This window comes from Thalassotalea sp. SU-HH00458, from assembly GCF_040362795.1.
Taxonomy (GTDB): Bacteria; Pseudomonadota; Gammaproteobacteria; order Enterobacterales; family Alteromonadaceae; genus Thalassotalea_H; species Thalassotalea_H castellviae.
Genome location: NZ_BAABWW010000002.1, coordinates 472,335 through 494,001, shown reverse-complemented (window position 1 = coordinate 494,001; position 21,667 = coordinate 472,335). Strand labels below are relative to the sequence as shown.

21 protein-coding genes are annotated in these 21,667 nt (G+C 37.3%); 3 read left to right on the top strand and 18 right to left on the bottom strand.

The features are described from left to right. Positions 1–55: 55 nt before the first annotated feature. Positions 56–784: a YebC/PmpR family DNA-binding transcriptional regulator gene (locus ABXH06_RS05120; protein WP_353517498.1), complete on the top strand. Its 729-nt coding sequence runs from the start codon at positions 56–58 to the stop codon at positions 782–784. Positions 785–845: 61 nt separating this feature from the next. On the opposite strand, the gene ABXH06_RS05115 is transcribed toward ABXH06_RS05120, so the two are convergent. The 4 genes from ABXH06_RS05115 to rlmD all read right to left on the bottom strand — a co-directional run bounded on the left by ABXH06_RS05115 (position 846) and on the right by rlmD (position 6,607). Beyond that, a complete protein-coding gene (locus ABXH06_RS05115) occupies positions 846–2,036 on the bottom strand; it encodes an iron-containing alcohol dehydrogenase (protein ID WP_353517497.1) in 1,191 nt (396 codons plus the stop codon). 130 nt (positions 2,037–2,166) lie between these two features. After that, positions 2,167–2,976 (bottom strand): nucleoside triphosphate pyrophosphohydrolase, encoded by an 810-nt coding sequence (gene mazG, locus ABXH06_RS05110; protein WP_311579866.1) that lies wholly within the window; start codon positions 2,974–2,976, stop codon positions 2,167–2,169. A 37-nt stretch (positions 2,977–3,013) separates the two neighbouring features. Beyond that, positions 3,014–5,209: a GTP diphosphokinase gene (gene relA / locus ABXH06_RS05105; RefSeq protein WP_353517496.1), complete on the bottom strand. Its 2,196-nt coding sequence runs from the start codon at positions 5,207–5,209 to the stop codon at positions 3,014–3,016. 42 nt (positions 5,210–5,251) lie between these two features. Then, positions 5,252–6,607, bottom strand: a complete 1,356-nt coding sequence (rlmD, locus tag ABXH06_RS05100) for a 23S rRNA (uracil(1939)-C(5))-methyltransferase RlmD (protein WP_353517495.1) — start codon at positions 6,605–6,607, stop codon at positions 5,252–5,254. A 112-nt stretch (positions 6,608–6,719) separates the two neighbouring features. On the opposite strand from rlmD, the gene barA reads away from it, so the two are divergent. Further along, complete coding sequence (barA, locus tag ABXH06_RS05095) at positions 6,720–9,593, top strand: two-component sensor histidine kinase BarA (RefSeq protein ID WP_311579858.1); 2,874 nt, start codon at positions 6,720–6,722, stop codon at positions 9,591–9,593. An 89-nt stretch (positions 9,594–9,682) separates the two neighbouring features. On the opposite strand, the gene ABXH06_RS05090 is transcribed toward barA, so the two are convergent. The 12 genes from ABXH06_RS05090 to rpoE form a co-directional block, all read right to left on the bottom strand. After that, positions 9,683–9,928, bottom strand: a complete 246-nt coding sequence (locus ABXH06_RS05090; RefSeq protein WP_311579855.1) for a hypothetical protein — start codon at positions 9,926–9,928, stop codon at positions 9,683–9,685. A 113-nt stretch (positions 9,929–10,041) separates the two neighbouring features. Then, a complete protein-coding gene (gene acpS / locus ABXH06_RS05085) occupies positions 10,042–10,422 on the bottom strand; it encodes a holo-ACP synthase (protein WP_311579852.1) in 381 nt (126 codons plus the stop codon). 4 nt (positions 10,423–10,426) lie between these two features. Next, positions 10,427–11,161 carry a pyridoxine 5'-phosphate synthase gene (gene pdxJ, locus ABXH06_RS05080; RefSeq protein WP_353517494.1) on the bottom strand — a complete coding sequence of 245 codons (735 nt, stop codon included), beginning with the start codon at positions 11,159–11,161 and terminating at the stop codon, positions 10,427–10,429. 10 nt (positions 11,162–11,171) lie between these two features. Beyond that, on the bottom strand, positions 11,172–11,852 hold the full coding sequence (gene recO / locus ABXH06_RS05075; protein ID WP_353517493.1) for a DNA repair protein RecO: 681 nt from the start codon (positions 11,850–11,852) through the stop codon (positions 11,172–11,174). A 22-nt stretch (positions 11,853–11,874) separates the two neighbouring features. After that, positions 11,875–12,783, bottom strand: coding sequence for a GTPase Era (gene era, locus ABXH06_RS05070; RefSeq protein ID WP_311579842.1), 909 nt, complete (start codon positions 12,781–12,783; stop codon positions 11,875–11,877). Further along, complete coding sequence (gene rnc / locus ABXH06_RS05065) at positions 12,780–13,502, bottom strand: ribonuclease III (protein WP_311579839.1); 723 nt, start codon at positions 13,500–13,502, stop codon at positions 12,780–12,782. The genes era and rnc overlap by 4 nt, the downstream gene beginning before the upstream one ends. Then, positions 13,502–14,422: a signal peptidase I gene (gene lepB, locus ABXH06_RS05060; RefSeq protein ID WP_311579836.1), complete on the bottom strand. Its 921-nt coding sequence runs from the start codon at positions 14,420–14,422 to the stop codon at positions 13,502–13,504. The genes rnc and lepB overlap by 1 nt, the downstream gene beginning before the upstream one ends. Positions 14,423–14,432: 10 nt before the next feature. Next, positions 14,433–16,223, bottom strand: coding sequence for a translation elongation factor 4 (lepA, locus tag ABXH06_RS05055; RefSeq protein ID WP_311579832.1), 1,791 nt, complete (start codon positions 16,221–16,223; stop codon positions 14,433–14,435). Positions 16,224–16,384: 161 nt separating this feature from the next. After that, entirely contained in the window at positions 16,385–16,846 is a 462-nt protein-coding gene (locus ABXH06_RS05050; protein WP_353517492.1) for a SoxR reducing system RseC family protein, read from the bottom strand. Then, on the bottom strand, positions 16,843–17,814 hold the full coding sequence (locus ABXH06_RS05045) for a MucB/RseB C-terminal domain-containing protein (RefSeq protein WP_353517491.1): 972 nt from the start codon (positions 17,812–17,814) through the stop codon (positions 16,843–16,845). The genes ABXH06_RS05050 and ABXH06_RS05045 overlap by 4 nt, the downstream gene beginning before the upstream one ends. Next, positions 17,811–18,401 carry a sigma-E factor negative regulatory protein gene (locus tag ABXH06_RS05040; protein WP_311579822.1) on the bottom strand — a complete coding sequence of 197 codons (591 nt, stop codon included), beginning with the start codon at positions 18,399–18,401 and terminating at the stop codon, positions 17,811–17,813. Before ABXH06_RS05040 ends, ABXH06_RS05045 begins: the two co-directional genes overlap by 4 nt. Before the next feature lie 27 nt (positions 18,402–18,428). Further along, the gene (rpoE, locus tag ABXH06_RS05035; protein WP_311579819.1) at positions 18,429–19,007 is read right to left on the bottom strand and encodes an RNA polymerase sigma factor RpoE; all 579 of its coding nucleotides are present in this window, start codon (positions 19,005–19,007) and stop codon (positions 18,429–18,431) included. 202 nt (positions 19,008–19,209) lie between these two features. Here rpoE and nadB point away from each other — a divergent pair, with 202 nt between their 5' ends. Beyond that, entirely contained in the window at positions 19,210–20,820 is a 1,611-nt protein-coding gene (gene nadB, locus ABXH06_RS05030) for an L-aspartate oxidase (protein WP_353517490.1), read from the top strand. A 35-nt stretch (positions 20,821–20,855) separates the two neighbouring features. Here the strand turns inward: nadB and ABXH06_RS05025 are convergent, their stop codons facing one another. Beyond that, positions 20,856–21,368, bottom strand: a complete 513-nt coding sequence (locus tag ABXH06_RS05025) for a protein YgfX (RefSeq protein ID WP_353517489.1) — start codon at positions 21,366–21,368, stop codon at positions 20,856–20,858. Beyond that, a complete protein-coding gene (locus ABXH06_RS05020) occupies positions 21,316–21,579 on the bottom strand; it encodes an FAD assembly factor SdhE (RefSeq protein WP_303453082.1) in 264 nt (87 codons plus the stop codon). Before ABXH06_RS05020 ends, ABXH06_RS05025 begins: the two co-directional genes overlap by 53 nt. Between the last annotated feature and the right edge of the window lie 88 nt (positions 21,580–21,667).

Below are 21,667 nucleotides of genomic sequence, written 5' to 3'. Positions count from 1 at the left end.
TACACTGTTAGAATCTAGCCAAGTTAATTTTTAGAGAACATGAGAAAAATTTAAGATGGGCAGAGCTTACCAAAACCGTAAATTATCAATGGCCAAAACCGCTGGCGCTAAAACTAAAGTCTATTCTAAATACGGAAAAGCAATTTATGTTTGCGCTAAAAATGGCGGATTAGATCCTGACGGAAACTTAGCGTTACGTGGTTTGATCGACAAAGCGAAAAAAGACCAAGTACCTACTCATGTTATTGAAAATGCAATAAAAAAAGCATCAGGTGCGGGTGGAGAAGATTATGCTGAAGCTCGTTATGAAGGTTTTGGGCCTGGTAACTGTATGGTGATCATCGATTGTTTAACTGACAATGGTAACCGTACCATAAAAGATGTTCGTCAATGTTTTACAAAAACGAATTCTAAAATTGGTTCTACCGGCACTGTTTCACATATGTTTGATCATCAAGCAGTGTTTGCTTTTAAAGGCGAAGATGACGAGTCAGTATTAGAAAACCTGATGATGGCTGATATTGATGTAACTGATGTTGAATTAGAAGACGGCATTATTACTGTTCACGCGCCACATACCGAATTTTTTAAGATCAAAACAGAATTTGCCAACAGCATGCCAGAATATGATCTTGAAGTTGAAGAAATCACTTGGGTTCCGCAAACATATACCGAGATTACCGGCGAAGAAGATACTGCTAACTTTGAAAAATTCATTGCTATGTTAGATGATTGCGACGATGTACAAAACGTTTATCACAACGCTGAATTGCCCGAAGAGTAAAACAATTTTTCTTTTTGAGTCATAAAATGACGTTTTTAAAAGCACCTTTACGGTGCTTTTTTTATTCGTCTAATAACTTTAATAATATTTGTTCACATTCAGTGGTAGTCATTTGCTTAGGGACAGGATATTCACAATATGCTTCTTTAATCGCACGCTTGGCTAATAATGGAATATCTTGCTCTTTAAGTTCAGAAAATGTCTTTTGAATATTCAAGGTATTATTTAATGCTTTAACCGCTTGAATAAACAATTGAGCAGCTTCGGCTTCATTTTCATGCTGTTTTGCTATCCCTAAATGATAAGCTATCTGTGCATATTGTTGATACGCTTTTTCACATGAAAAACTTAACACATGAGGTAATAATACCGCGTTAGCTAAGCCATGAGGTATATGATAAAAACCGCCTAACTGATGCGCAATAGCATGCACATAACCAATGGAAGTGCGAGTAAATGCTACGCCAGCATAATAACTTGCCAATGACATTTCTGCTCGAGCGGTTAAATTTCCACCTTGTTGATACGCTTGGGGCAGATAGGTAAAAATGCGTTGTATCGCCTCTAAACTGTATGATTTAGTTTGCGTCGTCCCATGTAAACCAATATATGATTCAACGGCATGTGTTAACGCGTCTATACCGGTTTCAGCCGTAATCTTTGCCGGTAAGCCAACCATCAATAGCGGATCGATAATCGCGTAATGAGGAACCAAGCATGGATCTATCACTGTAAATTTTTGTTTTTTACTCGGGTCTGTTATTACGGCAACTAAGGTCGCTTCGGAGCCAGTACCTGCAGTAGTTGGAATAGCAATAAATGGCGGTAGTTTTTTACGCACCTTAAATAATCCCGATAACCTTTGAATATTTTTATTTTTAACCACCGAAGCGGCTATTGCTTTACCACAATCAATGACAGAACCACCACCAAGAACAATCACACTGTCACATTGATTTTGCTGATATAAACTGACCCCATGTTCAATTACCGCAATAGTTGGATCAGGAGTTACCTCTTCAAAAACCACATAATGTAGCTGAGCTTTATCTAGATAATCAGTCAATTTTTTCACGATCCCTAAACGAACAAGAGTGCTATCAGTAACAATAAAGGTATTGTTTCTGTTTACATCTTTTAATATTTTAGCCGCTTGACCTAACTCCTCTGGACCACTGATGAGTTGTGGCAATGGAATGTTAATAAGTCGATTGACATATCGACGGATGAAGATAAATAAAGAATGGATCACAAAAAACTCGTTTGATAGTCGCTGATGTTACCCATCTAACTACGACTGTAAGTGGTTGTCAACTGGTCTAACCATAGCAAGACGCTCTCTATAAAACACCATTGTGTGATCTTTTATATATCCTAGATAATTATTTTTCTGATTTTTTTACGTTTTGCCAAAATTGTTCCAATGTAGCAAGTTGATGCTGTTCGAACGTTTTACCTGAGTTTGCCACTTGTCTTTCCACACCATGAAAGCGCTTAGTGAATTTTTGATTTGCTTTTCTTAACAAGTGTTCGGGATCTTGTTTTGCATGCCGACATAAATTCACTACCGCAAACATTAAGTCGCCTAATTCTTCTGCTAAGCCTTGCTGATCACCAACAAGCTCTTCTTTAACTTCATTCACTTCTTCTTCTATTTTAGCGAAAACATCGTGAATATCATGCCAGTCAAAACCGACATGAGAGCAACGTTTTTGAATTTTAGCCGCTTGCGAAAGCGCCGGTAAATTTTTAGGAATGTCAGCTAAAATACTGATGTTAGCATTTTGATTTCGGCTCTGACGCTCTTTAGCTTTTTCATTCTCCCAATTTTGTTTTATTTCATCCTCAGTGGTTAACTGCTCATTCGCAAAAACATGAGGATGACGACGGATTAACTTTTCACAAATTGCCGCTAATACACTGTCGAAATCAAACTTTTTTTGTTCATTACCCAATTGGCTATAAAAAATCACTTGAAAGAGTAAGTCACCTAACTCTTTTTCTAATTCACTAAAATCATTCTGTTCAACCGCCTCTGTCACAGCATCAGCTACTTCATAAGCTTCTTCAATCGTATGAGGAACAATAGTGGCAAAAGTTTGTTTAAGGTCCCATGGACAACCGGTTTCAGGATCACGAAGTTCGGCCATGATCCAGCGAAGTTTTTCGATGGAAGGTTTATCATTTAACATGTAAAAATTTTCTCATTCACTGATGATATTCAAATAGCTATAATCGTTTCGCTTCAATAATATCGTCAAGTTGTAATAGCTTACTGATCAAGCGGGTGAGCATTTCATTATTCGCTATTTCTATGGTTAACGACATAATAACAGTTTGGTTACTATGATCTGAACGACTTTCCATCCCCATAATGCTTACCCTTTCATTGGCGATAATCGTCGAGATGTCTCGCACTAACCCTTGTCTATCTACGCAAACAAGCTTCACCGTCACTTGATAATGTTGTGTTGGGTTTTCCCCCCATTGCACTTCAATCTCACGCTCTGGCTGTTGTGTAAGTGAATTAGCTAATTGTTCACAATCTGCTTGATGAACTGAGATCCCACGTCCTTGGGTAATAAAGCCCATAATTTCATCACCCGGTACCGGATGACAACATTTTGCCATATGCGTGAGTAAATTCCCGACTCCTGAAACCGTTATACCATTTGCATCAACGGCGCTTTTAGCTTGATGGTACTGTGGCTTGACTAAACTTTGTGGATCTAACTCAACAGGAGGTTGTGACTTTTCATTTTCTAAAAGAAGATGATTAACCACTTGCTGCAATCGCGCATGACCAGAGCCAATGGCTACATATAAATCATCGACGGTTTTAATATTGAAACGTTTACTGGTTGACAATAAATCAACCTGCATTAAATCATGCTTCAATAACTCTTGTTCGAGTAAGTCTTTGCCTTGCGCAAGATGTTTATCTCGATCTTGAAGTTTAAAAAAGTGTTGCACTTTTGCTCGAGCTCTAGGCGCATGAATATAATGTAAATTAGGGTTTAACCAATCACGACTTGGATTAGGCGTTTTACTGGTTAATATTTCAATTTTATCACCAGTTTTAAGGCGATACGTAAAAGGTACTATCCGACCAAATACTTTAGCGCCAATACAACAATGACCAACATTTGAGTGAATGTAGTAGGCAAAATCTAGTGGCGTTGATCCATTAGGTAAGTCAACAACATCACCATTGGGTGTAAACACATAAATTCGGTCTTCAAACACTTGGCTGCGAAGCTCTTCAATAAGTTCGCCACTTTCAGTAACATCTTCTTGCCATTGTAAAATTTTGCGAAGCCAACTGACTTTTTCATCAAAACCGCTGGTTTTTCCGTGCGCCGAGCCTTCTTTATATCGCCAATGTGCCGCGACACCTAATTCGGCATCATCATGCATTTGCTTCGTTCTAATTTGTACTTCAACAGATTTACCTTCTGGTCCCAAAACCACTGTATGTATCGACTGATAACCGTTAGGTTTTGGTGTGGCAACATAATCATCAAACTCTTTCGGTAAATGCTGCCAATTAGTATGAACAATTCCTAATGCGCCATAACAGTCTTGTAGTTTTTCAACAACGATACGAACCGCTCTCACGTCATATAATTGCTCAAAATCCAGTGATTTTTGCTGCATTTTTTTCCAGATACTATAAATATGTTTAGGGCGACCATAGACTTCCCCCTGAATATTTAAATCCGCTAATTGCTGAGACAGATTACTCACAAAATCAACCATGTACTGTTCACGATCTAAACGTTTTTCATCCAATAATTTGGCTATTTTTTTGTAAACACTTGGATGTAAATAACGGAATGAGATATCTTCTAATTCCCACTTTAACTGGCCAATACCTAATCTATTCGCTAATGGTGCGTAAATATTAGCGGTTTCTTTGGCGACAATAACGCGGGACTCTTCATCGGTATTTTTTACAAGTCGTAACTGACATAAACGTTCAGCTAATTTAATCACCACAGCACGCACATCTTCAACCATAGCAAGTAACATTTTACGAATGTTATCTACCTGATTTACAGAGACTTTATTTGACTGACTTTGTCGTAAAGCTTTAATTGCCTCCATTTGTGCAACGCCTTTGCATAATAGAAAAACAGAATTGGAATATTGCTCTTCAACATAAGTTAACGAGATGTAGTCATATTCAATTAATGGGATCAAAAAAGCGGCAGCTAACGAGTCTTTATCGAGGTTAAGGCTTGCAAGAATTTCAACCATTTCTAGCGATTTTGTCTGACATTGCTCATCTATTTCATGATGAACTTTATTTTCAGACCAGATGTTTTCTAGTATTTGACATTTCTCTTTGCTGATTTCAAGTGATAATAACCATTGCTCAAAACTTGTTTGGGTCATTTGATGAGATTTTCGAACCGAAACCATGCGACATCCTGTGTTTTTACTATTGTAGAAATAAAGAAAAAGTTAACGAACAAACAATACCATAGTCTCAATATGCTTTGTGTGTGAAAACATATCGATTAAAGAAATTTTTTCAATTTTATAGCCTTGGCTTAATAAAAGTTGACTATCTTTTGCTAACGTTGCGGGATCACAACTTACATACAACAACTGCGGTATTTTTAATTTTACCAGTTGAGCTATCGCTTTATAAGCGCCAGCACGGGCAGGATCGATCAACACTTTGGTATAGGTTTCATTTTTCCAAGGGTAAGACTGCCAATCATTATTGAGATCTGCTTGATAAAATTGACAATTCGTTAATTGATTTGCTTGAGCGTTTTGTTGTGCTTGCACAACCATTTCATCAACACCTTCGACACCTACAACCCTGTTAACTCTTTTCGCCAGTGGTAAACTAAAATTGCCTAACCCACAAAATAAATCAAGGACAGTATCTTGCGGTGTTAAGGCTAACCATGCCATGGCCATAGCAACCATTTTAGTGTTTATTTGATGGTTTACCTGAATAAAATTATCCGGATTAAATGTGATGTTGATATCAGTATCAATTTGATAACTTAATTCTTCACAAGTGGTTAGCGGTAAAATTGACTGCCCATCATCCACCATAATTTGGCATTGATGTTGTTGAGCAAAGACCAACCAAAGCGCTCGATCTTGTACTGACATTTTTACTAATTGTCTAATTATCAACGTATTAACATTAGAAGCAATGATTTCAATATGTCCAATGGGGTTTTTACCTGATACGGCTGCAATAAGTACATTTAGTGAATGAAATAGCGAATCGAATGGCTCAACTAACACAGGGCATGTTTTAATCGCCACTAATTGATTACTGGCCTTTTGTCTAAAACCAATAGTTGCTTGGCCTTTTTTATTATATTGCACACCAATACGAGCTTTACGGCGATAATGCCATTCTTTATCGGTTATCGGTGTCTGCCATGGCAGTTCACGCTTTATTTTCAACGATTGATTGTTTGACTGCCTCCCTTGAATAACTTCATTTCGGGCAAAGAGTTCGGTAATTTTTTGCTGTTTAAATGACAATTGCTCTTCAGATGCCAAATGCTGTATATCGCAACCACCACAACGAGCAAAGTGCTGACATCTCGGTTTTACCCGATGTTCTGCCGCTGTGACTATTTCAACCAGTTTACCGCGATAGTATTTACTTTTTTGTTCAATGACTTTAGCCACCACGGTTTCTGAAGGCAATGCGCCATCAATAAAAATGTTTTTTTGTTGATAGTGAGCAACTCCACATCCATTAGCATCTAAACGAGAAATATTTACGGTGCATTGTTGACCCAATTTTTGGGTTTTCGGGGTTACTTTAAAGAAATTTGCCACAAAAATTGAGACCTATTGTTAAGCGCTATAAATTTACTTGCTGATGTGCCATTATAATGCCAATTATACTAAAAATCTTCACGAAATCTTGGCATTAAGAGTCTCACATTAAATGTATAAATTAAGCCTAAAAGACTGGGTTATTTTACTAACAATAGTACCGACTACTATCATTGGTTTTAGTATTGCTAGTTATTTTTCTTATAGCCGTTATGTTGAGCTAAATACCCACCTAAGTGATCGTGCTCGAAGTATTATTGAACCTCTAGCGATAGCAACCACAGAAGCCGTTATTAATACTGACAGAGAAAAATTAAGACATTTAGTGGGTTTTACCCATCGTACCCAATCTTCGATTATTAAAAGTATAACCATTTTTTCGAAAGATAATCAGGTACTTGTTGCTAGTGCCTACAATGGTGATACTGAACTGATGCGTATTGATGCTGGCGAACAAATTCCGTTAACCACTTCTTCTGTATTTACGGACGATTACATTATTTTTCGCACTCCCATTATTGATGAAAAAAGTGATGATGAAGTGATCTCTACTACTTCATCGGCTCAAGTTATCGTTGGTTACATTGCCATGCAAATCAATAAGAATCACATCAAACTTGCTCAGCAAAGTCAGATCATGATGGCTTATGCAATAGCGTTATTTGGCGTTTTGATCAGTGCCTTTTTCTCAACAAGACTTATTAAAAGCTTTACACGTCCTATTACTTCTATGGTGCAAGCAGTTGACCGCATACGAGAAGGTAAGCTGGAAAGCCGTGTTACTGGCCAACTAATTGGTGAATTAAATTTTCTTAAAAATGGTGTGAATGCCATGGCGGAATCCTTAGGAGATTATCATGATGAGATGCAACAAAGTATCGATCAAGCCACCATTGATTTAAGAGAAAGCCTTGAGCAATTTGAAATTCAAAACGTTGAGTTAGATATTGCCAAGCGAAAGGCGCAAGAAGCCAATAAAGTAAAATCTGAGTTTCTAGCGAACATGAGTCATGAATTAAGAACGCCGTTAAATGGCGTGATCGGTTTTACTCGACAGGTGTTAAAAACCCCATTATCAGATACCCAACGCGATTATTTACAAACGATTGAACGTTCTGCCGCGAATTTATTAGCAATCATCAACGACATTCTTGATTTTTCAAAGCTAGATGCAGGTAAAATGGTCATTGAAAAAATTCCTTTTTCAATGCGAGAAACGGTAGAAGAAACCATTACATTATTAGCGCCTGGTGCGCATAAAAAGAATATAGAACTTTCTTTAAGAATTGCACCGCAAATACCTGATTCGTTAATTGGCGATGCTATGCGCATTAAACAAGTCATCATTAATTTAGCGAGCAACGCAATTAAATTTACCGATAAAGGTTGTGTTAATATTGATATCGATAAAGCCGATGTTGATGAAAATAAAGCCACGTTAAAAGTAACGGTCAATGATACCGGGATTGGTATGAATACTTCTCAACAAGCGTCTATATTTGAAGCTTTTGGGCAAGCAGATCAAAGCGTGACACGTTTATATGGTGGTACAGGCCTAGGGTTAGTGATTTCACAACGGCTCGTAAAAGAAATGAAGGGGGAAATTAATTTTATCAGTGATGAAAAAAATGGTTCAACCTTTTGGTTTACCTTTCAATGTGAAATTAATCCTATTCCAGACGATGCTTTTTTATACCCTGCGTCATTGGCAAACAAAACTATTCTATATTTTGAACCACACACTCACAGCAGAATAGCAACGAGTGAAATATTAGAAAGCTGGAATATGAAAGTATTTCCGGTGATCAGCCTCGAAGAAATTAGTAATGCCTTAGCAAAAGGCAATACCTTCGACTTTGCATTAATTGCCCATGATATTACCCCAACGGCATTAAATGAATTAAAGCAATTGATTGTCTCTATCAAAGAGAACATCCCATCCATTCATTTAGCCATCAATAGTAATTCGCCTAACTTACAAGAAGCGTTAATGGCTGTGGGATCAAGTAGCTGTTTAAGTAAACCATTAACCCCGGAAAGACTTTGTAAAGCACTAACGCCTCAACATTTTGATTTTGCTCACTCACTGACTGAAGTGTTAGAAAATAAAATAGATATTAAAGTACTTGCCGTTGATGATAATGAAGCAAACTTAAAACTTATTAATGCTTTATTACGAGAACAAGTACGTGAAGTAGTTACCGCAAAAGATGGTCAAGAAGCTCTAGAGTTATGTATGAATGAGAATTTCGCGATCATTTTTATGGATATTCAAATGCCAATCATGGATGGGATTTCCGCGTTGAAACATATAAAGTCTCAAACCTTCAATGATCGAACTCCCATTATAGCCGTGACTGCTCATGCCCTAAGCGATGAAAAAGACAAACTGCTTAAAGAGGGCTTTAACTCTTACATGACTAAACCTATTGATGAAAGCATGTTACGCCATATCATTTATGAATACTGTGATATTCGCCTGTTAGGCCGTCACACTACAAATGTCAGTCATATTCAAAATAACTTTGCTGACGAACTTGAGGTATCACAAAAACCATTAAAACCAGCCAAACTTAAAGATAATCAAAATCCTATTGTACAAATATTTGAGCATTCAACCGTTATTAACTGGCCAGATGCCATGAATAAAGCCGGTAGAAAACCACAATTAGCAAGAGATATGCTTGAAGGTTTAGTAGAGAGCTTACCGGAAACAAAATTAACCATATCAGAAGCTTTAACGGCTCAAGATATTGACCGATTAAAAGAGTTTATTCATAAGCTTAATGGAGCATGCTGTTACACTGGTGTACCTGATCTTGGGAAAATAGTACATCAAATAGAAACCCAACTGAAAAGCGGTAGTGGCATTGATGATTTAGAACCTGAATTTTTTGAACTGTTTGAACATATTGAACGAGTGTCGAGTTTAGCGGATGAAGCATTTGCTGAAATAGATAAATTATTAGAAAAAAATTATTCATAAAACCAAAATGGTGTATTCAAGACTCTGATTAAGCTTGACTAAATAAAAATCAAATAATGTCAAAGCTTGTAATATCTATACTGGCTATATTATCGAATTTTAATATCTGGAGAAGTATTAATGTCACCATCTTCACTAATAACAGCCACCCCTCCATTGCATAATAAAACGGCAATACTTTTACCATTCTCATTTCTAACAAAGGCTAATTCATAACCAAATTTACCTAGACTACTGGCTGAAAATTTTTGTGCTAAAGATAGCTTTGACCACCAAACAGATTGCTCAGGAGCCTCACTTCTTCGATCAACGGTAGGAAGTTTTTGTGACTGCATAACACATTACCCGTATAAATTTTATACACAATTTATTTCAGTATAGTTTAAATTTTAGGTTTTAGCAGGTTAAAACAGTTACTGGTTGATGAGTGTTTGATAAATCAAGAAATTTACTTTGATAAAACAACAAAAGCCGTCGCATAGTCTTTTTCATCAGATAAAGAAATATGCCAAGAATTTGCTTGAAGTGATTTTGCTTTATTCAATGCAACTTCAGTTAAAATCAATTGGGGTTGGCCACTAGCCAGTGATGCAATTTCGAAATGCTGAAACGACACACCTTCCGCAATTCCAGTACCTAATGCTTTCGCTGCGGCTTCTTTTCCTGCCCATCGTTTGGCTAAATAAGAAATGTGAAACTTTAAGGTTTTGTAATAACGATATTCGTTTGGCGTTAATATTCTTAATGCCAAACGCTCTAACGCCTGCTCATTCATAGCAGCAAGGCGCTTAATTTGTACGATATCGTTACCAATACCAACAACAGACATACAGTTATGCTCTTCTAGCTTCTAACATTAACTGTTTCATATCTCTGACAGCTTTATCTAAACCGTCAATGGCAGCACGAGCGATAATCGCATGACCAATATTAAGTTCAATAATTTCAGGAATGGCCGCGATTGGTTTAACATTGAAATAGGTAAGTCCATGACCTGCGTTTACTTTCAAGCCTTGCTGATGGGCATATTCGATCCCTTCAATAAGTCTCGTTAACGCTTGTTGTTGTTCAGTTTCCGTAACAGCATCTGCGTAATGACCGGTATGAATTTCAATATAAGGTGCTTTACTTGCAACAGCAGCATCTATTTGTTTTTTATCGGCATCAATAAATAAACTGGTTTGTACACCGGCTTGCTCAAGTTGATGAACGGCTTGATTAATTTTAGCTTGTTGACCTGCAACATCTAAGCCCCCTTCTGTAGTGAGTTCTTGACGTTTTTCAGGAACCAAACAACAAAAAACAGGCTTAACTTCACAAGCAATGGCAAGCATTTCATCGGTAACGGCCATTTCTAAATTCATCCGTGTTTGTAAGGTTTCTTTCATGACGTAAACATCTCTGTCTTGAATATGACGTCGATCTTCGCGTAAATGAATCGTGATGCCGTCTGCACCAGCATGCTCTGCTACAGACGCAGCATGGACAGGATCAGGGTAAGAGGTACCTCTGGCTTGTCTTAACGTTGCTATATGATCTACATTTACACCTAATAAAATATCACTCATGGATGTTTCTCTATCTTTTTTTAAATAATTGGCGACTATTTAACGGTTTGCCACCAAGTAAATGATTTATAATTTGTCGCATTAATACTTTATAGGTTTTTCTTACTTCCTGATGACTAAAGTCTTGGTTATTTATCGCGACTAAATGCGCTTTGCAATAACGTGGCTGAGTTAAGTTTTCAACGACAGGGATAAAACCTTGCTCTGGTAAGTAATAAAACTGTTCATCTTGCTCATTGAGCACCGAAAAATCAATAGTTAAACCTAGCTCTTCTAATAAGGAATTCTCAAACCGTCTTAATATCGGCTCTATCGATTTTTTTTCCGCCAACTGGACTAAACAATGTTTATACAGTCCGTATAAGTTTTCATAAGGGACATGTTCCCCGAGTAAACGTACTTGTAATTCGTTTAAATAAAAGCCACTGTATAAGTGATCACTGGTCAATAAAAATGACTTACTACTAACTTCTATACGATTAAGCGTTTTTAAATTGCCTTTACCTTTTAGGACAATAATTAAAGGAGTAAATGGCTGTAATAATGCTTTTTTGTTAGATTTTAGAGAAGTGCCCACATAGACAATTGCAGATACTTTTCCGTTTAACTCTGTGAGAAATTCAGCGATAACCTGATTATCACGAAGTGGTCGTGAATGTAATAAAAAGGCATGTTGCTCAAGCTCTTTCATTGCTTACATTAACAACTCAAATCTAACCTGAATAATCATCGCCATAACCTAAGCTGCGCAAGGCTCTTTCATCATCTGCCCAACCCGATTTTACTTTCACCCAAGATTCGAGGAACACTTGCTGTTCAAACATTTCCTCCATATCTCTACGCGCTTCTTGGCCAATGGTTTTCAGGCGCTCACCTTTATTGCCAATAACCATACGTTTTTGGCTATTACGTTCCACTAAAATCAAGGCATTAATATGTAGAATACCTTTTTCATCTACTTTAAATTGCTCTATTTCTACTGTCGTTGAATACGGTAATTCATCACCAGTAAAGCGCATTAATTTTTCACGGATTATTTCAGATGCCATAAATCGACTTGAGCGATCTGTAATGTGATCTTCAGAAAACCAAAAGTCACTTTCAGGTAAAGCTTTAAAACAAATTTCACGAATTTTATCGACATTATCCCCTTTACTCGCTGAGATAGGCACAATATCAGTAAAATTATGTTTTTCACCTAGCTTTTGTAAATGCGGTAACAATGCTTCTTTATCTTGCACATTATCAATTTTATTGATGATTAAAACGCACGGTGCGCCACTATTTTTTACTTTATTTAAAACAAGTTCGTCATCCGCAGTCCAATGGGTGCCTTCCACTAAAAATAGAATTTGCTCAACTTCCGCAATAGAACTACTTGCCGCACGATTCATCAAACGGTTAATCGCTTTTTTCTCATCGATATGTAAGCCTGGGGTATCGACTAGTACGGCTTGATGATTATCTTCGGTTAATATACCTAAAATACGATGACGTGTTGTTTGTGGTTTGCGCGAAGTAATACTAATTTTTTGACCTAACATGCTATTTAATAAAGTCGATTTACCAACATTAGGGCGACCTACAATAGCAATGAGTCCGCAATGAGTACTTTGTGTCATGATTTTTTACTCGTTCGTTTACCTTTGGCATTATTCGCTAAAATAATTTCTAGGACTTTTTCTGCGGCTGATTGTTCCGCTTTACGGCGACTTGTGCCTTTGGTAATTACTTCATTATCGATTTCTGAAGTAGTACAACGCACGGTAAATTCTTGGTTATGGGATTGACCCGTAGTATCAATCACTTCATATATAGGCAAAGCTATTTTTCGTCCTTGCAAATATTCTTGTAAACGGGTTTTGGGGTCTTTTTGTGCTTGGCCTGGTTTTATAGCATTCAGGCGTTGTTCAAACCATGACAAAATAAGCGACTTACACGTCGCCATATCTGAATCAATATATATTGCACCAATAATAGCTTCTACCGCATCTTCAAGAATAGAGTCTCTTCTATGACCACCACTTTTGAGTTCACCAGGCCCTAAAATTAAATAGTCGCCTAAATTAAAACCACGCGCCACTTCTGCCAACGTGACTCCTTTAACAAGGCTAGAACGCATTCGAGTTAAATCGCCTTCGTTTTCTTGCGGAAATTTATCATAAAGTGTTTCAGCAATAACAAAGCCCAAAATAGAATCACCTAAAAATTCAAGCCTTTCATTATGATCCCCTTTAGCACTTCGATGGGTTAAAGCTTGGATCAATAAAGTTGGCTCTTGAAAACGATAGCCAAGTTTTTTAGATAATTGATTAATCGCAAGGGCATTACTATTTATCATTAATGAATACTACCTAAGCGTTCAAAGCGGACTCCTGTAGGAACCCAACGGGGTAAGAAACTCGAATCATCACGTTCGAAATCAAAACTCATCCAGATAAAAACTGCTTCACCGACTAAGTTTTCTTCAGGAACAAATCCCCAGAATCGGCCATCTAAACTATTGTCGCGGTTATCACCCATCACAAAATAATGCCCTTCTGGCACAACAAATTCATCCCGTTGTGAACCTGACTGTTTATAATAATGTGCTGTACGTGGCAATATTTGATTATTGACTAAAATATCATGCGTTTTATTAGGCATAGCTGAGGTATAGCGAGTCAACTCTACATTGCCATCACTGTAATCACCGTTACTCACAAAGGTCGTTTCTACTTGTTTGAATTCATTACATTCTGTTTTGGCTTCAGTGCAGGCAGATTTGATATATAACGATTTATTGCGATAAATGATTCGATCGCCAGGCAAACCTATCACCCGCTTAATATAATCAACTTTCGTATCTATCGGATATTTAAACACCACAACATCGCCGCGCTCAGGTAATCCTACCTCAACAAATTTATTACGCGCTACCGGATCACGTAAGCCATAATTAAACTTATTGACTAAAATGAAATCCCCGTCAAGTAACGTTGGCATCATTGAGCCTGATGGGATCTGAAAAGGTTCATATAAAAAAGAACGCAAAATTAAGACAAACGCAATAACCGGAAAAATTTGTACCGGAGTATCAATAAAAACAGGAATCGCTAAGATTTTCTCTTTAACGTCTTCACTAAGTTCTCCCTCACACTGCGCTTGTGCAGTTGCTAATTTTAACTTACGTTGTGGTAATAAAACGTATCTGTCATATAACCAAATAACGCCACAAACCGAAGTAAGAACTACTAAAAATATTGAAAAATAAACAGCCATGCTTTCCCTATTAATTCTCTAATTTAAGGACGGCTAAAAACGCTTCTTGAGGTACTTCAACATTACCTACTTGTTTCATACGTTTTTTACCTTCTTTTTGTTTCTGTAATAATTTCTTCTTACGAGAAATATCACCACCGTAACATTTAGCCGTTACATTTTTACGAAGTTGCTTAACCGTGGTACGTGCGATAACGTTATTGCCAATAGCTGCTTGAATTGCAATATCAAACATTTGGCGATGAATAAGTTCTTTCAATTTTTCAACTAACATACGGCCACGAGACACTGAGTTCGTTCTGTGGGTGATCATCGCTAATGCATCAACGCGATCTCCGTTGATCATCACATCAACACGTACCATATCCGCAGCTTCAAAACGAACAAAGTGATAATCAAGAGAAGCATAACCTCTACTGGTTGACTTTAACTTATCAAAAAAGTCCATCACTACTTCTGCCATCGGTAACTCGTACGTGACAGCCACTTGATTGCCATGATAAATAATATCTTTTTGAACACCACGTTTTTCGATACATAAGGTAATTACATTACCTAAATGTTCTTGTGGTACTAAAATATTAGCTTGGACAATTGGCTCGCGGATCTCATCGATATTATTAATCGGTGGTAAATCACCAGGATTATCAATAGATAAAATTTCACCATCAGTACAAGCAATTTCATAATTTACCGTTGGTGCGGTCGTGATTAAATCAAGATCATATTCTCTTGCTAAACGCTCTTGAATAATTTCCATGTGCAGCATACCAAGGAAACCAATACGGAAACCAAAACCAAGTGCCGATGAATTTTCAGGTTCAAACACTAACGATGCATCATTTAGACTTAATTTATTTAACGCGTCTCTAAAATTTTCATAGTCATCTGAGCTAATAGGGAAAATACCCGCATAGACTTGTGGTTGTACTTTTTTAAAGCCAGGTAATTGCTCAGCAGCTTCTTTTTTGGCAATAGTAATAGTATCACCAACAGGTGCACCATGTATTTCTTTGATACCTGCAATGATAAAACCAACTTCACCGGTTTTTAATACTCCAGTATCTGTTTGTTTTGGCGTGAAAATACCTACTTTATCAATAATGTGGGTTTGTCCTGTTGACATCACCACCATTTTATCGCCTTTTTTAACTTCACCGTTCATCACTCGAACCAATGAAACTACGCCTTGGTAATTATCAAACCAAGAATCAATAATCAGCGCTTGGAGATTAGCCGAAGGGTCGCCTTCTGGCGGAGGAATATTTTCAACAATCGTTTCTAAAACATCTTCAATACCAATGCCTGTTTTAGCCGAACATTGCACTGCGCCTGTCGCGTCAATACCGATAATATCTTCGATTTCTTCACTAACTCGGTCAGGATCTGCTTGCGGTAAGTCAATTTTATTTAAAATCGGCAATACTTCTAGATCCATTTCAATCGCGGTATAACAGTTGGCAACTGTTTGTGCTTCAACACCTTGACCAGCATCAACAACAAGCAATGCTCCCTCACATGAAGCGAGCGAGCGAGATACTTCATAAGAGAAATCAACATGACCTGGCGTGTCGATAAAGTTTAACTGATATGTTTCACCATCTTTTGCCAGGTAATCTAACGTGACACTTTGTGCTTTAATGGTAATACCACGTTCACGTTCAATATCCATAGAATCAAGAACTTGTGCTGCCATTTCTCGGTCTTGTAACCCGCCACAATGCTGGATCAAACGATCAGATAGTGTCGACTTACCATGGTCAATATGGGCAATAATAGAAAAATTTCGGATATGTTTCATAGATGAAAATTCAGTTAAACGTTTTATAAAATCAATAGTGGCGAGATTTTAGCTAATTTAGCCTCTTGGGGCTATCTTTTGTTGAATATTAATAACGATAATCGAGGAAAGTTAGGTTAATTTAATGATTAAGATTTGATAAAAGCTTTGAAACTAAGCTATCAATCCTTTTTATTTGTTGGTAAAACATCTATTAAGGTAGGATGCCACTCGGGTTTATCACGCATAATAAATTGTTGTCGTTTAGCGAGAAAATACCCCAAATAGCTACCCAAAATAGCCATTGGCAAGGCCCACAATTCATGCGATATCAAGTTAGCGTCAAGTAAAGATTGGCCTAAAAAGCTACCTATAAACAGGCCGATTAAAGGCCAGATATATACTTGCCAAGCTGCTGATAACAATAATTTTTCTGACAAACCAATTATAACTCGATCCCCGACTGTTACCGATAATTCAGAGCTGACGGTGTAAGTCGTCTTTTTCTGAGGAAACGCTTTCGCTAGTTGGCCACTTCCGCAGGACTCTAATTGCTGACAACCACTACAGGTAGACTTGACGATACTTTCGACCGTCACGCTATCTTGTGTTATTGCAGTCACCCGAGCCTCTTCTTTAATCATGGTTGAGTCCTAACTAATAACGTTACCGAATCTGCTATTTTTTTCGCTGTTAGGGAAGGTATTTTGCCAACAACACTCACTTCTATACCATTTACTACTTGACTCAGTGCAACTGTTGCTCCATCCATAACATAATCTACAGAACGCTGTTTTTCTTGGCTTTGAGTCACATAAACTGAAATATCAACCAAACCGTCACCAAATAAAATAAATTCTACTGGTTGTTTTGTCGAAGCAATTCGATGACGATTAGCATTAATTTTTTCAAAGCCAGCAGGAAGCCAATTTACTTTCCATGATAATTTTTGTTGCTGGTAACCATGTGGAATATCAACAACGTTTGGCAATTCAGTGTCTTGTAGTTGTTTTAAACTCTCAGCAGGTTGTTCTGTAATATCTAAATGAGTAAACTGCACTTGTTCAAGTGGTTGTCCTTTTCCTGTCACAATTGCTAATTTTAATAACAACCCTGTTTTTTCATCCAACCATAACCAATGTCCGTACTTATTAGCTTCTTTAGGGACGATGCGAATAATTTGAGCACTACGCCCTAAAATACGACTTTTACCCACAGGTATGAAATTATAAGTAGTTGATAACGTATGAATATCACCACTTAAAATATTAGGAATTGGACCAGTAAGGTTGGCGGAAAGTACGGAATAAGGCGGTAATTCGGGTTCTATATAACTAATCGTGTTATCTTTTCTAAGCACATCTCGGCGAGGGCCATTAAGTAAAGATAATATTTCTAATTCAACATTTTCATCGGTTACACCATGAAACCAATGATAAGGTTCCGCATGGTTATTTTTAACCACCACAAAAGAGGTACTAAAATTTAAGGTTTGTAAAGATTGAGAAAGACGAGCTAGCCATACATCAGCTGTTTCAGGAGATTCGGTCTCAGCAGACCATGCTGAAGAACTTAAGCTCCCCAGCATTAAAAAACAAATTAATAACTTCATTTAACCGGATTGGTAACCTCTTTTTCAGCATTTTCTGCTTTTTCCGCTAATGCTGTAAATTTAAGTTGTTGTTTATGATCTTGTAATAGTGCCTGAAAACGTCGTTGTTGTTCAACCATGGCTTGTTGCTTGGAAGCTCTATCATTTTGTTGATAATTTAAGCTAACTGGCTCAGCTATGCCACCAAAAGGAACAGTTTGAACAATTGGATTAGGGACTAAAGGATCAGTCTCTGCAACATTTTGTTGGACACCTATCACCATTAATCCGGCGGCAGATGCGGCAATAGCAACTTGTCCAAATGGTTTAGAAAATTGTACTACTTTAGCTTTTACAGATTCTGTAAAGCTTGGTTTCGCGATTGGCGCAAGAACGGTAGGCTCTTCAGCAATTGCATTAGCAATACTTGTAGATAAATCAGTATTTAACGAATGAGGTAATTCGTCTCGCATCGCATCACCAATCATATGGTAACGTTGCCAAGTTTCGGACATATGGTTGTCTTTAACTAATTCGTCAAAAACATCATCATTGGTTTGATAATTATCAACTAATGATGAAACTGTCTCAAACTTACTTTCACTCATATATACACCTTAAAAAAACCGATAAAATTAGCGTTGAATTAATGGCCTGATTTTTTTATCTACAGCATCACGTGCTCTAAAAATTCGTGAACGTACTGTGCCAACAGGACATTCCATAATCGTAGCTATTTCTTCATAACTTAATCCTTCAAGCTCTCGAAGATTTATTGCCGTACGTAAATCTTCTGGTAACTGCTCAATAGTATTAAAAATTACACTCTTAATTTCTTTGGTTAATAATAATTTTTCAGGTGATGCATTTTCTCTTAGCGCATCACCAGCATCATAAATCTCTGCATCTTCAATTTCAACATCTGATCCTGGTGGTTTTCTGCCACTGGCAACCATATGGTTTTTAGCGCAGTTAACCGCAATACGATATAACCATGTATAAAAAGCACTATCCCCTCTAAAATTAGGTAAAGCGCGATACGCTTTAATAAATGCTTCTTGTACTATATCTGGAACATCGCTATGATTTTTAACATAGCGTGAAACTAAATTTGCCACCTTATGTTGGTACTTTGTAACTAGCAGGTTAAACGCATTTTTATCACCACGTTGCACCCGCTCAACCAAAACTTGGTCGACATTTTGTTCGCTCATCCGAGCCAATACTCCTAAAACTCGTTAACTTTTCAATTTGGCTCATAGCAAACACATCAAGTAGGACTAGACTTGTGTGAAAAAGTTCTAAATAAATTAAAAAAAACTTAAATTAATCGATATAGTCCGTTTTTTCTGTTCTCTGCGCCGAATAAACGTTAAAATTTATTTATCTAATAGGATACATGAAAATCAATCATTTATGAATCAACAACACAATTGTGACGTGCTAATTATTGGCAGTGGCGCAGCAGGTTTATCTCTTGCTCTTCATTTAGCAAAAAATGCAGATGTTGTCATTTTAAGTAAAGGCCGAGTCAACGATGGCTCTACTTTTTATGCACAAGGAGGAATTGCCGCTGTTTTTGATGAAAATGATAGTATTGAATCCCATGTTTCCGACACATTAATTGCTGGTGCAGGTCTTTGTAATGAAGACATTGTACAGTATACCGCTGAAAATGCTCGTAGTTGTTTAGAATGGTTAATCGAACAAGGGGTTAATTTTGATCAAGAAGATAACGATAATGATAATGATAACGGCAAAGTAAAATATCACCTAACCCGTGAAGGTGGTCATAGCCATCGCCGTATTCTTCATGCCGCAGACGCTACCGGGCAAGCGGTACAAACGACTCTCGTTGATCGCGTGAATAACCATAACAGAATAAGAGTTTTTGAAAGATACAACGCCATTGACTTAGTTTGTCAAAATTCAGAAGACAAAAACAAACATTGTATTGGCGCATATGTTTGGAACCGTAATAGTGAAAAAGTTGAACGTATCTTTGCTAAAAAAACCATTTTAGCGACCGGCGGAGCAAGTAAAGTTTATCAATATACTTCAAACCCTGATGTTGCCAGCGGTGACGGTATCGCTATGGCTTGGCGCGCAGGTTGTCGTGTTGCTAATATGGAGTTTAATCAATTTCATCCAACGTGTTTATTTCATCCTGAAGCCGGTACATTTCTATTAACCGAAGCGCTTCGCGGTGAAGGTGCGATTTTAAGACGACCAGATGGTAGTCGTTTTATGCCTAGTTTTGATGAACGCGCAGAGCTCGCGCCTCGCGATATAGTCGCCCGTGCCATTGATTACGAAATGAAGCGCCTCGGTGCTGACTGCATGTATTTAGATATCAGCCATAAATCACCTGAATTTATCATGCAACATTTCCCAACTATCTATGAAAAAACCCTTTCTTTAGGCATTGATATGACTAAGCAGCCAATGCCGATTGTACCTGCAGCGCATTATACCTGTGGTGGCGTCATGATAAATAAGCAAGGCAAAACTGATGTTGAAAACTTATATGCTATCGGAGAGGTCTCTTATACTGGGTTGCACGGCGCAAATAGAATGGCCAGTAATTCATTATTGGAATGTTTAGTGTTTGCAAAAGCAGCGGCTGAAGATATCGAAAAACATTTACCTAACACAGAAAAATACATTGAATTGCCTGATTGGGATGAAAGCCGCGTAACGGACTCTGATGAAGAAGTCGTTATTCAACATAATTGGCATGAGCTGAGACTGTTCATGTGGGATTACGTTGGTATTGTTAGAACCACCAAACGATTAGAACGCGCATTACATCGGGTTGAATTACTACAACAAGAAATTGAAGACTATTATCAAAACTTCCGAGTGAGCAATAATTTATTAGAATTGAGAAATTTAGTACAAGTTGCTGAATTAATTATTCATTGTGCGATGCAGCGTAAAGAAAGCAGAGGTTTGCATTATACTTTAGATTATCCTGAACTAAGTGATGAAATTAATATGACAATTCTTTCTTCTGAAGATCTATAATTTACACACCTAAGGTTACAAAGCACCCTTTTGTTTTAATGGGGTGAAGGTGAAGTAGATTTTTTACGATGATTCGATAAAACAGCTCGTGATAACCGACAATAATCTCGCGGGGAAAGACTATCTTTAAAAATAAAAAGTTTAATTGGGTTAACAAGCTGTTTCGAACGACTATCAATTAAAATGAGCCAACAACCAAACCAACCAATACGACTATTCAAGTGTAACGATAATTGACTATGGCGATCACAATCTATTAAACCATTATTGTGCAATACCAAATACTTAATTTGATGCTTTGGTAAGCGATGATAACCTTTCATGACAATAATCACGATACATAAAATTAACGCAATATTCACCGTTGATTTAAGGGGAGATGTAATAATAGCCAGCATATAAAGCTGATGAATAATATAGCAAACAAGCAATAAAGTTATCGCCTCAATGCAGTACTGAATTGCCTGTTGATTAGACGATTTAACTAACCGGATATTATACTTTGACTCTCCCGAGTATAAATTGCACCATTGAGTTGAGTTCTGCATCCTTACATTCCTCATGTCCCATAAACCAAGCGAAAAGTTCAGGATCTTGGCAAACTAATAAACGTTCAAAGATTGCTTTGTTTTCATCTGATAAATGTTCCCAAGCTTCATCGACAAACGGCATAAACAGCACATCAAGCTCTAACATGCCACGGCGGCACGCCCATTTTAATCTTGATTTGTCTTTTTCTACCGACCCTACAGTTAACATAGTACACCCTTGGTTCTCAATATTACTGCTATTGTAACAAACTCAACGGCTTAAACGCCATCATTTGATAACAAGAAAAGTGTAAATT

Excerpts from the sequence above, each read along its gene's own strand:
- relA (WP_353517496.1), bottom strand. The coding sequence starts at position 5,209 with ATGGTTTCGGTTCGAAAATCTCATCAAATGACCCAAACAAGTTTTGAG.
- ABXH06_RS05040 (WP_311579822.1), bottom strand. The coding sequence starts at position 18,401 with ATGAGTGAAAGTAAGTTTGAGACAGTTTCATCATTAGTTGATAATTAT.
- ABXH06_RS05050 (WP_353517492.1), bottom strand. The coding sequence starts at position 16,846 with ATGATTAAAGAAGAGGCTCGGGTGACTGCAATAACACAAGATAGCGTG.
- rpoE (WP_311579819.1), bottom strand. The coding sequence starts at position 19,007 with ATGAGCGAACAAAATGTCGACCAAGTTTTGGTTGAGCGGGTGCAACGT.
- ABXH06_RS05090 (WP_311579855.1), bottom strand. The coding sequence starts at position 9,928 with ATGCAGTCACAAAAACTTCCTACCGTTGATCGAAGAAGTGAGGCTCCT.
- nadB (WP_353517490.1), top strand. The coding sequence starts at position 19,210 with ATGAATCAACAACACAATTGTGACGTGCTAATTATTGGCAGTGGCGCA.
- rnc (WP_311579839.1), bottom strand. The coding sequence starts at position 13,502 with ATGATAAATAGTAATGCCCTTGCGATTAATCAATTATCTAAAAAACTT.
- era (WP_311579842.1), bottom strand. The coding sequence starts at position 12,783 with ATGACACAAAGTACTCATTGCGGACTCATTGCTATTGTAGGTCGCCCT.
- acpS (WP_311579852.1), bottom strand. The coding sequence starts at position 10,422 with ATGTCTGTTGTTGGTATTGGTAACGATATCGTACAAATTAAGCGCCTT.
- ABXH06_RS05045 (WP_353517491.1), bottom strand. The coding sequence starts at position 17,814 with ATGAAGTTATTAATTTGTTTTTTAATGCTGGGGAGCTTAAGTTCTTCA.
- mazG (WP_311579866.1), bottom strand. The coding sequence starts at position 2,976 with ATGTTAAATGATAAACCTTCCATCGAAAAACTTCGCTGGATCATGGCC.
- pdxJ (WP_353517494.1), bottom strand. The coding sequence starts at position 11,161 with ATGAGTGATATTTTATTAGGTGTAAATGTAGATCATATAGCAACGTTA.
- lepA (WP_311579832.1), bottom strand. The coding sequence starts at position 16,223 with ATGAAACATATCCGAAATTTTTCTATTATTGCCCATATTGACCATGGT.
- ABXH06_RS05020 (WP_303453082.1), bottom strand. The coding sequence starts at position 21,579 with ATGTTAACTGTAGGGTCGGTAGAAAAAGACAAATCAAGATTAAAATGG.
- lepB (WP_311579836.1), bottom strand. The coding sequence starts at position 14,422 with ATGGCTGTTTATTTTTCAATATTTTTAGTAGTTCTTACTTCGGTTTGT.
- ABXH06_RS05120 (WP_353517498.1), top strand. The coding sequence starts at position 56 with ATGGGCAGAGCTTACCAAAACCGTAAATTATCAATGGCCAAAACCGCT.
- barA (WP_311579858.1), top strand. The coding sequence starts at position 6,720 with ATGTATAAATTAAGCCTAAAAGACTGGGTTATTTTACTAACAATAGTA.
- recO (WP_353517493.1), bottom strand. The coding sequence starts at position 11,852 with ATGAAAGAGCTTGAGCAACATGCCTTTTTATTACATTCACGACCACTT.
- ABXH06_RS05025 (WP_353517489.1), bottom strand. The coding sequence starts at position 21,368 with ATGCAGAACTCAACTCAATGGTGCAATTTATACTCGGGAGAGTCAAAG.